Origin of the sequence: Rhodococcus sp. AG1013 (assembly GCF_003350365.1) — a bacterium.
GTDB lineage: Bacteria > Actinomycetota > Actinomycetes > Mycobacteriales > Mycobacteriaceae > Prescottella.
In genome coordinates, this window is record NZ_QQAT01000013.1 from 40,430 (window position 1) to 53,921 (window position 13,492).

At 67.2% G+C, this 13,492-nt stretch carries 12 protein-coding genes and 3 tRNA genes; 5 read left to right on the forward strand and 10 right to left on the reverse strand.

Translation table 11 applies throughout. The features are described from left to right. The first annotated feature begins 90 nt into the window (after nucleotides 1-90). The 3 genes from DEU38_RS16560 to DEU38_RS28530 all read left to right on the forward strand — a co-directional run bounded on the left by DEU38_RS16560 (nucleotide 91) and on the right by DEU38_RS28530 (nucleotide 1,635). Nucleotides 91-792: an IclR family transcriptional regulator gene (locus tag DEU38_RS16560; RefSeq protein WP_114722505.1), complete on the forward strand. Its 702-nt coding sequence runs from the start codon at nucleotides 91-93 to the stop codon at nucleotides 790-792. 90 nt (nucleotides 793-882) lie between these two features. Continuing rightward, nucleotides 883-1,380 (forward strand): pyridoxamine 5'-phosphate oxidase family protein, encoded by a 498-nt coding sequence (locus tag DEU38_RS16565; protein ID WP_114722506.1) that lies wholly within the window; start codon nucleotides 883-885, stop codon nucleotides 1,378-1,380. Nucleotides 1,381-1,467: 87 nt separating this feature from the next. Continuing rightward, the gene (locus DEU38_RS28530; protein ID WP_181818819.1) at nucleotides 1,468-1,635 is read left to right on the forward strand and encodes a DUF5302 domain-containing protein; all 168 of its coding nucleotides are present in this window, start codon (nucleotides 1,468-1,470) and stop codon (nucleotides 1,633-1,635) included. A 94-nt stretch (nucleotides 1,636-1,729) separates the two neighbouring features. Here the strand turns inward: DEU38_RS28530 and DEU38_RS16570 are convergent. From DEU38_RS16570 to DEU38_RS16590, 5 genes are all read right to left on the reverse strand, one after another. Next, a tRNA-Glu gene (locus DEU38_RS16570) sits at nucleotides 1,730-1,802 on the reverse strand. 89 nt (nucleotides 1,803-1,891) lie between these two features. Further along, nucleotides 1,892-1,967 (reverse strand) — tRNA-Glu (locus DEU38_RS16575). Between the two features lie 147 nt (nucleotides 1,968-2,114). Then, nucleotides 2,115-2,186, reverse strand: a tRNA-Gln gene (locus DEU38_RS16580). A gap of 137 nt (nucleotides 2,187-2,323) precedes the next feature. Next, complete coding sequence (gene gltX / locus DEU38_RS16585; RefSeq protein ID WP_114722507.1) at nucleotides 2,324-3,799, reverse strand: glutamate--tRNA ligase; 1,476 nt, start codon at nucleotides 3,797-3,799, stop codon at nucleotides 2,324-2,326. A gap of 92 nt (nucleotides 3,800-3,891) precedes the next feature. Continuing rightward, nucleotides 3,892-4,665, reverse strand: coding sequence for a fumarylacetoacetate hydrolase family protein (locus tag DEU38_RS16590; protein ID WP_114722508.1), 774 nt, complete (start codon nucleotides 4,663-4,665; stop codon nucleotides 3,892-3,894). 181 nt (nucleotides 4,666-4,846) lie between these two features. On the opposite strand from DEU38_RS16590, the gene DEU38_RS16595 reads away from it, so the two are divergent. Further along, nucleotides 4,847-5,995: an MFS transporter gene (locus tag DEU38_RS16595; protein ID WP_114722601.1), complete on the forward strand. Its 1,149-nt coding sequence runs from the start codon at nucleotides 4,847-4,849 to the stop codon at nucleotides 5,993-5,995. Between the two features lie 62 nt (nucleotides 5,996-6,057). Here DEU38_RS16595 and DEU38_RS16600 read toward each other — a convergent pair whose 3' ends face one another. From DEU38_RS16600 to DEU38_RS16620, 5 genes are all read right to left on the reverse strand, one after another. After that, nucleotides 6,058-7,071, reverse strand: a complete 1,014-nt coding sequence (locus DEU38_RS16600; protein WP_114722602.1) for a 3-isopropylmalate dehydrogenase — start codon at nucleotides 7,069-7,071, stop codon at nucleotides 6,058-6,060. Between the two features lie 96 nt (nucleotides 7,072-7,167). Continuing rightward, nucleotides 7,168-8,760, reverse strand: coding sequence for a phosphoglycerate dehydrogenase (gene serA, locus DEU38_RS16605; RefSeq protein WP_114722603.1), 1,593 nt, complete (start codon nucleotides 8,758-8,760; stop codon nucleotides 7,168-7,170). A gap of 265 nt (nucleotides 8,761-9,025) precedes the next feature. After that, nucleotides 9,026-10,027, reverse strand: coding sequence for a ketol-acid reductoisomerase (gene ilvC, locus DEU38_RS16610; RefSeq protein WP_174914848.1), 1,002 nt, complete (start codon nucleotides 10,025-10,027; stop codon nucleotides 9,026-9,028). 77 nt (nucleotides 10,028-10,104) lie between these two features. After that, nucleotides 10,105-10,608: an acetolactate synthase small subunit gene (ilvN, locus tag DEU38_RS16615; protein ID WP_114722510.1), complete on the reverse strand. Its 504-nt coding sequence runs from the start codon at nucleotides 10,606-10,608 to the stop codon at nucleotides 10,105-10,107. Then, entirely contained in the window at nucleotides 10,605-12,545 is a 1,941-nt protein-coding gene (locus DEU38_RS16620; RefSeq protein WP_114722511.1) for an acetolactate synthase large subunit, read from the reverse strand. The genes ilvN and DEU38_RS16620 overlap by 4 nt, the downstream gene beginning before the upstream one ends. A 268-nt stretch (nucleotides 12,546-12,813) precedes the next feature. On the opposite strand from DEU38_RS16620, the gene DEU38_RS16625 reads away from it, so the two are divergent. Continuing rightward, nucleotides 12,814-13,347: a PH domain-containing protein gene (locus tag DEU38_RS16625; protein ID WP_114722512.1), complete on the forward strand. Its 534-nt coding sequence runs from the start codon at nucleotides 12,814-12,816 to the stop codon at nucleotides 13,345-13,347. Nucleotides 13,348-13,492 lie beyond the last annotated feature (145 nt).

Genomic DNA, 13,492 nt, shown 5'->3' on the forward strand with positions numbered 1-13,492 from the left:
CTTCAGGGCCGGCCCGTGTCGCGTGATGTGCCGAACCGTCGCTCGCGAAATCGGCTATGATCCCAATATGCGAGAACGGAGTATCGACCTATGAGACAGCATAGCGGCATCGGAGTGCTCGACAAAGCAATGGGCGTCCTGCATGCAGTGGCCGAACAACCTTGCAGCCTCACCGAACTGTGCAACCGCACAGGACTCCCCCGCGCTACCGCCCACCGTCTCGCCGTCGGGCTCGAAGTGCATCGGCTCCTCACTCGCGACGCGGACGGGCTGTGGTGCACGGGCCCCGGTCTGGGCGAACTCGCTGCGAGCGCCAGCGACACCCTCGTCGATGCCGCCACGCTCGTCCTGCCACGGCTGCGCGAGATCACGGGCGAGAGCGTGCAGTTGTATCGACGCGAAGGCACGCACCGGGTGTGCGTCGCCTCGATGGAACCGCCCACCGGCCTGCGCGACACAGTCCTCGTGGGCGCGCGCCTGCCGATGACGGCCGGCTCGGGCGCCAAGGTCCTTCTCGCATGGGCGGACCCCCAGACGCAGCGGGCGATCCTGCCCGACGCCTCGTTCGGTGAACGCGTCCTCGTCGAGGTGCGCCGCCGCGGTTGGGCGCAGAGCGCGGCAGAACGAGAGCCGGGTGTCGCGAGCGTCGCCGCACCCGTCCGGGATGCCGCAGGCAACGTCGTCGCCGCAATCTCGGTGTCCGGGCCGATCGACCGGATGGGTCGCCGCCCGGGCGCACGCTGGGCCGCCGATCTCCTGGCGGCGGCGGACGCCTTGCACAAGCGCCTCTGAATTCCACGACGCACCCCACTCGGCGGTCCGTGTAGTGATTCGTGGCACAGTTCTCGCCAGAACGAATTCCAGCCGAGTGGAGGAACTGCAGTGGGAACCAACCAGCGCGGTCAGATCACGATGACGGATGCCGAGATCACCGAGTTCGTCGAGCGGAGCCGGGTGTCGACCATGGCAACGGTCGGACCGAACGGCATGCCGCATCTCGTGGCCATGTGGTACGCGGTGATCGACGGTGAATTGTGGTTCGAGACCAAGGCCAAGTCCCAGAAGGCCGTCAATCTTCGCCGCGACGGCCGGCTCACCATGATGATCGAGGACGGCGACACGTACGACACCCTGCGCGGAGTCTCGATCGAGGGTCGCGGCGAGATCGTCGACGATCCGGAGGCGCTGTTCAAGGTCGGCATCAGCATCTGGGAGCGCTACACCGGCCCCTACTCCGAGGACGTCAAGCCGGCCGTCGAGATGATGCTGCACAAGCGCGTCGCGGTCCGAGTGGTCCCGGAGCGGGTCCGGTCGTGGGATCACCGCAAGCTCGGCCTGCCCGCGATGCCCGTCGGCGGATCCACCGCCGCGTATCTGTAATCGCAGGGGAAAACCACGCGACGTCTCCCCCTCCTCGGCGGTAGATTCCGACAGACGAGTCACCACCGAGGCAGGGAGGAGGACGACGTGAGCGAGCCCCGCAACGACGAGATCAAGCGCAAGTTCCGCGAAGCACTCGATCGCAAGAATCATCAGCAGTCGAATTCCGCAGCGCATCTGGACGGACAGTCGAAGGTCCACGACGCGCACGGCAGCGCCGAGCACAAGCGCGAGTTCCGCCGGAAGAGCGGCTAGGAACTCTGGACAACCCCCGAGAGCCCCAGAGAGCCCCAGAACTCCCAGCGAACGAAAAAGACCCTCCGATCAATGATCGGAGGGTCTTGCTTTGTAGCCCCGACGGGATTCGAACCCGCGCTACCGCCTTGAGAGGGCGGCGTCCTAGGCCGCTAGACGACGGGGCCAGGAACTTTGTTCTTTACATGCTGTGCACCAGGATAAATGCTCTCACCGAAAGAGAACTCCCTGATCCAGGATCGGAGGGTGCTTCCCTTGGTAGCCCCGACGGGATTCGAACCCGCGCTACCGCCTTGAGAGGGCGGCGTCCTAGGCCGCTAGACGACGGGGCCAGAACATTTTCAAGGTGTGCCGCCGCATGCGTGCGACACGATGGAACGCTTCCAATTTCGATCCGACCCTTTCGGATCCGATCTGCGATGGAAGCTCGGCCAGCTGAACTAACCGGAGTTCGGAGTGAAATTCACTCGAACTCTCCGCTGGGGTACCAGGACTCGAACCTAGAATGGCGGTACCAGAAACCGCTGTGTTGCCAATTACACCATACCCCAATGCTCTTCCGGGCTTCCCTGACCTTGCGGCCGGGGGCTTGCCTTTCGAACGAGGAGAACAATATCAAAGCCCCCCACTGTTTCTCCAAATCGGCTGGTCAGAGGGCTGAAATGGCCCTCTGACCGCCGACGGGAGGCTAGCTGCTGACCTGAGCGCGGGCGGAACGCAGGCGCGCGAGCGTCGCCTCCCGACCGAGCAGTTCCATCGACTCGTACAGCGGCGGGCTGATGTGCGAACCGGTGACCGCGACGCGCACCGGTGCGAACGCCTTACGCGGCTTCAGTTCCAACTTCTCGATCAGCGCGGCCTTGAGCGATTCCTCGATATCCGCGGTCACCCACTCCGACAGGGAGTCCAGCGCCTCGATCGTGGCATCCAGGACGGGCGCCGCGTCCGCACCGAGGTTCTTGGACGCGGCAGCGGGGTCGATCGCGAAGTCCGCGTCGGACACCAGCAGGAACTTCAGCAGGTCCCACGCGTCCGACAGGACGACGATGCGCGTCTGGACCAGGTCGGCTGCAACAGCGAACTGATCGTCGGTCAGCGCGTCGACAGGATGCCCGTGCGTCGTGAGGAACTGGCGCAGCCGCGCAGCGAAGTCCGCCGGCTCGAGCAGACGGATGTGCTCGGCGTTGATCGCGTCGGCCTTCTTCTGGTCGAAGCGCGCGGGATTCGAGTTCACCTTGGAGATGTCGAATGCGGCGACCATCTCGTCGAGCGAGAAGACGTCGTGGTCGTCGGCGATGCTCCACCCCAGCAGCGCGAGGTAGTTGAGCAGGCCCTCCGGAATGAACCCGCGGTCCCGGTGGATGAACAGGTTCGACTCGGGGTCACGCTTGGAGAGCTTCTTGTTGCCCTGCCCCATGACGAAGGGGAGGTGTCCGAACTCCGGGGTGAAGTCGGCGACGCCGACGCGCTGGAGCGCCTCGTAGAGGGCCAACTGGCGCGGCGTGGACGACAGCAGGTCCTCGCCACGCAGGACGTGGGTGATCTTCATCAACGCGTCGTCGACCGGGTTCACCAGCGTGTAGAGCGGGATGCCGTTGCCGCGCGTGAGCGCGAAGTCCGGCACCGTGCCGGCCTTGAACGTGGTCTCGCCGCGCACCAGGTCGTTCCACGCCAGGTCGTGGTCGGGCATGCGCAGGCGGACAACGGGCTTACGTCCCTCGTCCAGGTACGCCTGACGCTGCTCGGGAGTGAGGTCCCGATCGAAGTTGTCGTAGCCCAGCTTGGGATCGCGTCCGGCCGCCTTGTGCCGCGCCTCGACCTCCTCGGGGGTCGAGAACGACTCGTAGGCCTCGCCCGCGTCGAGCAGCTTCCGCACGACGTCGAGGTGCAGGTCGCGCCGCTGCGACTGCCGGTACGGCTCGTACGGGCCGCCGACCTCGGGCCCCTCGTCCCACGACAGACCGAGCCAGCGCAGGGCATCGAGGATCGCCTGGTACGACTCCTCCGTGTCGCGGGCGGCATCGGTGTCCTCGATGCGGAACACGAACTTGCCACCGTGGTGCCGCGCGAAGGCCCAGTTGAACAGGGCGGTTCGGACGAGCCCGACGTGCGGGGTGCCGGTGGGTGACGGACAGAAACGGACGCGTACTTCGCTGGTGGTCATGGCTCACTTCGATACACGCTGCTAGGCGCTGGGAAAGGACCCCTACAGGCTAGTACCGCGCCGGTTCCGTGCACACCCGGAAGGCGATCCGATCAGCGCTTGGCGGCAACCGGATTGGTCAGTGTGCCGATCCCCTCGACGGTGACACTCACTGTCTGGCCGTCGACGATCGGCCCGACGCCCTCGGGCGTGCCGGTGAGAATCACGTCGCCCGGCAGGAGTGTCATGACACCGGAGATCCACTCGATGACCTTCGGGATGTCGTGGAGCAGCAGCGAAGTGCGGCTGCGCTGCTTGATCTCGCCGTCGACCTCGGTCCTGACCTCGACGTCCGAAACGTCGAGGTTCGTCTCGATCCACGGTCCCAGCGGGCAGAACGTGTCGTACCCCTTGGCCCGCGTCCACTGGCCGTCGTGACGCTGCTGATCGCGCGCCGTGACGTCGTTCGCGACGGTGTAGCCGAGGACCACGTCGAGGGCCTTCGCCGCGGGTACGTCCTTGCACGGACGGCCGATGACGACCGCGAGTTCGCCCTCGTAGTGGACCTCGTTCGACGACGGCGGCAACAGGATCGGCGCGCCCGGCCCCACGATCGACGTGTTGGGCTTGATGAAGATGACCGGATCCTCCGGCGCCTCGCCGCCCATCTCCGCAGCATGCGCCGCGTAGTTCTTGCCGATGCAGATCACCTTGCTCGCCAGGATCGGCGCCAGCAGGCGAACGTCGGCCAGCGGCCAGCTGCGACCGGTGAAAGTCGGTGTGCCGAAAGGATGTTCGGCGATCTCCTTCGCGGTCTGCGCGTCGCCCTCCCCTTCGATCGACACGAAGGCAACTCCATCGGGACTGGCAATTCGACCAAGGCGCATGTGCCCGAGTCTATCCACCCACCGGCCCCGCGTGCGGGACACCCGGCACCGGCGGCCCCCGAAGAGGTCTACACTCCGAACAGTATCCACACTATAAGACTCTCATTTCACATACTGGGATGGCAACGTGAACCAGGCAGCACAGCAGGAAACGCAGGCGAGCACGCTGCACCGCTGGTCGATGCTGGCGCTCGGCGTACTCGCGCAGGCAGCGGGAGCCATGTTCGCCAACGCGCCCGCTTTCCTGATCCCGACCCTGCAGAGCGACTATGGCGTGAGCCTCAGTCGCGCCGGACTGATCGCCGCGGCCCCGACGCTGGGCTTCCTCGTGAGCCTCATGGCCTGGGGTGCCGTGGTCGACCGCATCGGCGAACGGCGTGTGCTGGTGATCGGTCTGTCCGTCACCGCGCTCGCGAGCGCCGGCGCGGCACTGAGCCAATCGTTCGCACTGCTGGGCGTATTCCTCGTGCTGGGCGGCATGGCCGCGTCGAGCGCCAACGCCGCGAGTGGACGCGTCGTCGTCGGATGGTTTCCGCCCGAGCGCCGCGGCCTGGCGATGGGCATCCGGCAGATGGCGCTGCCGCTCGGTGTCGCTTTCGCGGCACTGACCGTCCCGCAGATCGCCGAATCACACGGTGTGGGTTGGGCGTTGGCACTTCCGACCGCCGTGACCATCATCGCGGCGGCAGCGTGCCTGCTGATCGTCGACCCGCCCCGGCCGACGCGCGCAGCCGCGAAGGAGAGCGGGCTGCTCGACAACCCGTACCGCGGCCGCGGAATGCTCTGGCGGATCCACGGCGTCTCGGTGCTGCTGGTGGTCCCGCAATACCTGGTGTGGACGTTCATGCTGGTGTGGCTGATGACGGATCGGAACTGGTCCGCCGCGTCCGCCGGCATCCTCATCACCTTCACGCAACTCCTCGGCGCGGCCGGTCGGATCGGCGCAGGCTTCTGGTCCGACCGGGTCCGCAGCCGAATGGGCCCCATGCGGTGGGTTGCGGTGGCCGCCGCCGTCTCGATGCTCGCGGTCGCGCTCACCGACTGGCTGGACTCCCCCGCGGCGGTTGCGCTCATGGTGATCGCGTCCGTGATCACCACCGCCGACAACGGGTTGGCCTTCACGGCGGTCGCGGAGATCGCGGGGCCGTACTGGAGCGGTCGTGCACTGGGCGCCCAGAACACCACCCAGTATGTGGCCGCGACACTGGTCCCCCCGATCTTCGGCGGGTTGATCGGCCTCGTGAGCTTCCCTCTCACGTTCGCGATCGCGGCACTGTTCCCACTCGCTGCGGTACCGCTGGTGCCGGAGGACCCACCCGAACGTGTGTGAGAAACAACACGACCGCCGCCCGGCTACCGGGCGGCGGTCGTGTCGTGTGGAACTCGATGAACCTAGACGGCAGCCGCGATCCGGTCGCCCACCTCGGCGGTGACGATCGGGGCGTCGCCACGCGAAGCCAGATCAGCCTCGACGGCAGCCTCGATGCGGACGGCGTCGTCCTCACGGCCCAGGTGACGCAGCAGCATCGCGGCCGACAGGATCGCTGCCGTGGGATCGGCGATCCCCTGGCCGGCGATGTCGGGTGCGGAGCCGTGGACGGGCTCGAACATCGACGGGTTCGTGCCCGACGCATCGATGTTCGCGCTCGCGGCCAGGCCGATGCCACCGGTGACGGCACCCGCGAGGTCGGTGATGATGTCGCCGAACAGGTTGTCGGTGACGATCACGTCGAAGCGCGTCGGGTCGGTGACCATGTAGATGGTCGCCGCATCGATGTGGCAGTAGGCCGTCTCGACATCCGGGTACTCGGCGCCGATGGTCTCCATCGCGCGGGTCCAGATCCGGCCCGCGTTGGAGAGCACGTTCGTCTTGTGGATGAGCGTCAGGTGCTTGCGGCGGGTCCGCGCCAGCTCGTACGCGGCGCGGACGACGCGCTCGGCGCCGAACCACGTGTTGACCGAGACCTCGGTCGCAACCTCGTGCGGGGTGCCGACGCGGATCGACCCACCGTTGCCGGTGTACGGACCCTCGGTGCCCTCACGGACCACGATGAAGTCGATGTCCGGGTTCGCGGCCAGCGGCGAGCTCGACCCCGGGTAGGTGCGGGCCGGACGCAGGTTCACGTGGTGGTCGAGCAGGAACCGCATGTTCAGCAGGAGCCCGCGCTCGAGGATGCCCGGCGCGACGAACCGCGGATCGCCGATCGCGCCGAGCAGGATCGCGTCGTGCTGACGGATCGCGTCGAGCTCGGCCTCCGGCAGCAGGTCGCCGGTCTCGTTGTAGCGCTTGGCACCGAGGTCGAACTCGGTGGTCTCCACGTCGGGAACCAGCTTCCGCAGCACCTTCAGCGCTTCCGCGGTGACCTCGACACCGATGCCGTCACCGGGAATGACCGCAAGCTTCATGGACACACTCTCTTCTCGTAGAACCGACAGCGGGAGAATCCGACGGTGGCCGCGACCGTCCTCGACGATCGCGGCCACCGGTACAGACTGGGAAGATCAGGACAGGTCGACCTGCGCGACGCGGGCGTCGAGCTGCTCCACGATCTGGGCGACCTCGGCGTCACCGACGACCTGGTTGACGCGCAGGATGACGGTGGCACCGGTGCCCTCGACGTCCTGGCTCAGGGCGGCGGCCTGGATGTCGATGCCGGCGTTGCCGAGCACGGTGCCGAGCACACCGAGAACGCCCGGGCGGTCCGCGTAGTGCACGACGATGTTGTGGCCCTCGGCGCGCAGGTCGAAGCTGCGGCCGTTGACGTTGACGATCTTCTCGACCTGCTGCAGGCCGGTCAGGGCGCCCGCGACGGCGGTGACGGTGCCGTCTGCGGCAACCGCGCGGACCTCGACGGCGCTGCGGTGCGTCTGTGCCTCGCTGTGCTTCTCGACCTCGACGCTCACGCCGCGCTGCTCCGCGAGCTGCGGGGCGTTGACGAACGTGACGGCCTCGTCGCTGCTCGCGGAGAACAGGCCACGCAGGGCGGCCAGGCCCAGGATCTCGACGTTCTCGGCGGACAGCTCACCGCTGACGACGACCTGGACGTTCTGGACGGCCTCGGGCGACAGGGTGCCGGCGAGCAGACCCAGCTTGCGGACCAGCTCGAGCCACGGCGCGACCTCTTCACCGACCGGGCCGCCGGAGACGTTGACGGCGTCCGGCACGAACTCGCCGGCCAGGGCCAGCAGGACGCTCTTGGCGACGTCGGTGCCGGCGCGGTCCTGGGCCTCCGAGGTGGAGGCGCCGAGGTGCGGGGTGACGACGACGTTGTCGAGGTCGAACAGCTTGGAGTCGGTGCACGGCTCGGTGTTGAACACGTCGAGGCCGGCGGCGCGGACCTTGCCGGAGACGAGCGCATCGTACAGCGCGTCCTCGTCGATCAGGCCACCGCGAGCGGCGTTGACAATGATGACGCCGTCCTTGGTCTTGGCCAGACGCTCGGCGTTCAGGAGGCCCGCGGTCTCCTTGGTCTTGGGCAGGTGCACCGAGATGAAGTCGGCGCGCTCGACGAGCTGGTCGATGTCGACGAGCTCGATGCCCAGCTGCGCGGCGCGAGCGGCCGGCAGGTACGGGTCGTACGCGATGATCTCGGTCTCGAACGCGGCGAGGCGCTGCGCGAACAGCTGACCGATGCGACCCAGGCCGACGACGCCGACGGTCTTGCCGAGGATCTCGGTGCCGTTGAAGCTCGAGCGCTTCCAGGTCTTCTCACGCAGCGTGCGGTCCGCGGCCGGGATCTGACGCGCGGTCGACAGCAGCAGCGAGACGGCGTGCTCGGCGGCCGAGTGGATGTTGGAGGTCGGTGCGTTGACGACCATGACGCCACGCTCGGTGGCGGCCGGGATGTCGACGTTGTCGAGGCCGACACCGGCGCGGCCGACGATCTTCAGCTTCGTCGCGGCGGCGAGCACCTCGGCGTCGACCGTGGTGGCGGAGCGGACGAGCAGCGCGTCGGCCTCGGGCACAGCCGCGAGCAGAGCGGGACGGTCGGGGCCGTCCACCCAGCGCACCTCGACACCGTCACCGAGCGCATCGACGGTCGATTGTGCGAGCTTGTCGGCGATCAGGACAACGGGACGGCCATTCTGGCTCACGAGGAACTCTCCTGTGTTGGGTGCGGGCTGTTTCAGGTCGAGCAAATGTCCACGGCCGGGCACCTCGAGGGCGCACACGGATGGCCGTAGTCGGGATCAGTTTAGTTGGCACGGCGCAGCTATTCCGCAGGGCGGGTATCCGCTACCACATAGTGGACACCGAAGGGAAGCATTTCGGAGATCCACGCCACAATCCGGAAACGACTTCGGCCCGAGGCCGTGCGCACAGAACGCACGGCCTCGGGCCGAAACTGTCAGCTGTGGATCAGGCCGTCTCGGTGATCGGGCGATCGACCCAGCTCATCAGGTCGCGCAGCTTCTTGCCGGTGACCTCGATGGGGTGCTCGGCGTTGGCCTTGCGCAGGCCCTCGAGCTCGGTGTTGCCGTTCTCGACGTTGGCGACCAGGCGACGGGTGAACTCACCCGACTGGATGTCGGCCAGGATCGCCTTCATGCGCTCCTTGGTGCCGGCGTCGATAACGCGCGGGCCGGACAGGTAGCCACCGAACTCGGCGGTGTCGGACACCGAGTAGTTCATGCGGGCGATGCCACCCTCGTACATGAGGTCGACGATCAGCTTGAGCTCGTGCAGCACCTCGAAGTAGGCCATCTCGGGGGCGTAGCCCGCCTCGACCATGACCTCGAAACCGGTCTTGACCAGTTCCTCGGTGCCACCGCAGAGCACGGCCTGCTCACCGAAGAGGTCCGTCTCGGTCTCTTCCTTGAACGTGGTCTTGATGACGCCGGCGCGGGTGCCACCGATGCCCTTGGCGTAGGACAGAGCCAGGGCCTGGCCCTCACCCTTCGGGTCCTGGTGGACGGCGATCAGGGCCGGGACGCCCTTGCCGTCGACGAACTGACGACGCACCAGGTGGCCGGGGCCCTTCGGGGCGACCATGCCGACCGTGACGTTCTCCGGAGCCTTGATCAGGTCGAAGTGGATGTTGAGGCCGTGGCCGAAGAACAGCGCGTCGCCGTCCTTCAGGTTCGGCTCGATGTCGTTCTTGAAGATCGACGCCTGAGCGGTGTCGGGGGCGAGCACCATGATGACGTCGGCCCACTCGGCAACCTCGGCCGGCGTGCCCACGGTCAGGCCCTGCTCCTCAGCCTTGGCGCGGGACTTCGAACCCTCCTTGAGGCCGATGCGCACATCGACACCGGAATCGCGCAGGCTCAGCGAGTGCGCGTGGCCCTGGCTGCCGTAGCCGATGACCGCGACCTTGCGGCCCTGGATGATCGACAGGTCTGCATCGTCGTCGTAGAACATCTCGACTGCCACAGTTCTTACCTTCCCTCTGGGTTCTATGAACGCTTGATTGTCTGTTGTTGTCGGGTGTGACGGTACTAGCGGGTGGCCGTGATGGACTTCGGCCCACGGCCGACCGCCACCACACCGGACTGCACGATCTCGCGGATGCCGAACGGATCGAGCATGCGCAGGAGCGCATCGAGCTTGGAGTGGGTACCCGTGGCCTCGATCGTGACGGCCTCCGGCGCGACGTCGATCACCTTGGCGCGGAACAGGTTCACCGTCTCGATGACCTGCGTGCGCACGCTGGCATCTGCGCGCACCTTGATCAGGATCAGCTCGCGCGCCACCGACGCGTCGGTGTCCTGCTCGACGATCTTGATCACGTTGACCAGCTTGTTGAGCTGCTTCGTAACCTGCTCGAGCGGGAACTCGTCGACCGTCACGACGATCGTCATGCGCGAGATGTCGGGGACCTCGGTGCCGCCGACGGCGAGCGACTCGATGTTGAATCCCCGGCGGGAGAAGAGTGCGGCGACGCGCGCCAGCACGCCCGGCTTGTCCTCGACGAGAACACTGAGGGTGTGACTGGTGCTCACTGGCGATCCTCTCCTGCTGCGGCCTCGCCGGCACGCTGCTCGCGTTCCATGGCCTCGTGGATGGCGGCGGGCTCGGACACAGCCTCGTCGTCGTCGAACAGCGGCCGGATTCCCCGGGCCGCCATGATCTCGTCATTGCTGGTGCCGGCGGCGACCATCGGCCACACCTGGGCGTCGGCGCCCACGATGAAGTCGATGACGACGGGCTTGTCGTTGATCGACTGTGCGGTGCGGATCGCGTCCTCGACGTCCTCCTCGCGCTCGACCCGGATGCCGACACAGCCGAGAGCCTCCGCCAGCTTCACGAAGTCCGGGATCCGCACCGCGCCATGGGTGCCCAGGTTCGTGTTGGAGTAGCGCTCGTCGTAGAACAGGGTCTGCCACTGGCGGACCATGCCGAGGTTGCCGTTGTTGATCAGCGCGACCTTGATCGGCACGCCCTCGACGGCGCACGTGGCCAGTTCCTGATTGGTCATCTGGAAGCAGCCGTCACCGTCGATTGCCCACACCTCGGTGCCGGGCATGCCCATCTTGGCGCCCATCGCGGCGGGCACCGCGTAGCCCATGGTGCCCAGGCCGCCCGAGTTGAGCCACGTGCGCGGCTTCTCGTAGTTGACGAACTGCGCGGCCCACATCTGGTGCTGGCCGACACCGGCACAGTAGATCGCATCGGGGCCCGCGAGGCGGCCGACGGTCTGGATCACGTACTCGGGCGAGAGCGCGCCATCCGCCGGGCGGTCGTACGCCAGCGGGTAGGTGCGCCGGATGCCGTCGAGGTACGCCCACCACTCGGTGAGGTCGAGGGTGGTGCCCGTCGCCTGGTCGGCACGGATCGCCTCGATCAGCTCGGTGATGACCTCCTTGCAGTCGCCTACGATCGGGACGTCCGCATGGCGGTTCTTGCCGATCTCGGCAGGGTCGATGTCCGCGTGGATCACCTTGGCGTCGGGCGCGAACGAATCGAGCTGCCCGGTGACGCGGTCGTCGAAGCGAGCGCCGAGCGTGATCAGCAGGTCACTCTTCTGCAGCGCCGCAACGGCGGCCACGGTGCCGTGCATGCCCGGCATGCCGCAGTTGAGCTGGTGGCTGTCCGGGAACGCGCCGCGCGCCATGAGCGTGGTGACGACGGGGATGCCGGTGAGCTCGGCCAGTTCGAGCAGCTCGGGCGAGGCGTCGGCCTTGATCACGCCGCCGCCGACGTACAGGACCGGCGACTTGGCGTCGGCGATGAGGCGCGCAGCCTCACGGACCTGCTTGCCGTGCGGCTTGGTGACCGGGCGGTAGCCGGGCAAGTGCATCTCCGGCGGCCACGAGAACGTGGTCTGCGCCTGCAGGATGTCCTTGGGGATGTCGACGAGAACCGCGCCCGGGCGGCCGCTCGACGCCAGGTAGAACGCCTCGGCCAGGATCCGCGGGATGTCGACGCCGTCGGTGATGAGGAAGTTGTGCTTGGTGATCGGCATGGTGATGCCGGAGATGTCGGCTTCCTGGAAACCGTCGGTCCCGATCAGCGAACGCGCCACCTGGCCGGTGATCGCGACGACGGGGACCGAGTCCATCTGAGCATCGGCGAGCGGGGTCACCAGGTTGGTCGCACCCGGACCCGACGTCGCCATGCAGACGCCGACCTTGCCGGTCGCCTGGGCGTAGCCGGTCGCGGCGTGACCCGCGCCCTGCTCGTGACGCACCAGGACGTGCCGAACCTTCTGCGAATCGAAGAGCGGGTCATACACCGGCAGAACGGCACCACCCGGGATACCGAACACAGTGTCGACCTCGAGCTCCTCGAGGGCGCGGACCACGGACTGCGCGCCGGTGACCCGCTCGGGGGCGACCTGACGACGGTTACCGGTCGGCGTGGCGGCGGCCGCGGTTGTCGGGCTGGCTGCTCCCGACTTGCGCGGCGTGGGTTGAGGCCGTGCGGTTGGTGCGCTCACTGGAAAGTCCTCTGATTCTGGCTCCGGGCAACAAAAAACCCTCGTCAGCATCCGCTGTACGAGGGTGGCGCGTCGTTATCTGGCGAGTTGTAAGAACCGGCTCAGGCGACGACGCGCCGGCCGATTACGAGCAACTCATTCTGCTTCACGCGCTCGACGGTAGGCGCGTCAATGGTAGACAGTCAACTTTGGTGAGTGCGCTGTCCCAGAATGTAAGATGCCTCGGCTGCAGTGCGAAGATGTAGAGGTGTCATCTCCTCAGCAGCCCGTGCCACCGGTGCCATCATCCCATACGCCCTCAGACGACCGACAGGTCATCCGGATTTCCCCACTCGCCCTGATGGCGTGCTTGTTCCTGTTGTTCTGCTTGAGCTTCCCGGTTCTCGGATGGCCGGCCGCGTTCGGCTGGACGCTGGTGATCCCGTTCCTGATCGGGGCCTGGGTCCTGCGCGTGCGGACCACTGTCGGCCCGGACGGCCTCGAGCTGCGCCGAGCCTTCTCTTCGCAGTCCATATCGTGGGATCAGATCAAGGGCTTCCGCTTCCCCAAGCGCGGCTGGGCACGCGCCGAACTCCTCGACGGCAACGAGGTCTCCCTGCCCAACGTGACCTTCGGACGCCTCCCGCAGCTCGCGTCGGCGAGTGGCGGCCGCGTCACCGACCCGTACGCCGCAGCCCGCGAGGCACAGGCGGAGAAGTCTCGCGCCGAGGCCGCGGCGGCCGACGAGGCCGCCCAGTCCGTCGAATCTCCGGGGGCCGCGAAGCCCGAGTCCGCCGGCGATTCGGAGCCGGATACCGACTAGCTCGCGCGCGGGGGTAGCGTCCAACCAGGATGTCTCTCGCTCCCACCGGAGATGACGAGGCTGCCACACCAGCCGAAATCGGGTCCAGCGACCAGCACCTTCACGGACCCACCAGTTCACGTATTACGCCGCGCTCGGCGAGCAC

What these genes read in the sequence shown, in the direction of transcription:
- DEU38_RS16560 (WP_114722505.1), top strand. Translation starts at nt 91, where the DNA reads ATGAGACAGCATAGCGGCATCGGAGTGCTCGACAAAGCAATGGGCGTC.
- gltX (WP_114722507.1), bottom strand. Translation starts at nt 3,799, where the DNA reads ATGACCACCAGCGAAGTACGCGTCCGTTTCTGTCCGTCACCCACCGGC.
- DEU38_RS16590 (WP_114722508.1), bottom strand. Translation starts at nt 4,665, where the DNA reads ATGCGCCTTGGTCGAATTGCCAGTCCCGATGGAGTTGCCTTCGTGTCG.
- DEU38_RS16595 (WP_114722601.1), top strand. Translation starts at nt 4,847, where the DNA reads ATGCTGGCGCTCGGCGTACTCGCGCAGGCAGCGGGAGCCATGTTCGCC.
- DEU38_RS16600 (WP_114722602.1), bottom strand. Translation starts at nt 7,071, where the DNA reads ATGAAGCTTGCGGTCATTCCCGGTGACGGCATCGGTGTCGAGGTCACC.
- ilvC (WP_174914848.1), bottom strand. Translation starts at nt 10,027, where the DNA reads ATGTTCTACGACGACGATGCAGACCTGTCGATCATCCAGGGCCGCAAG.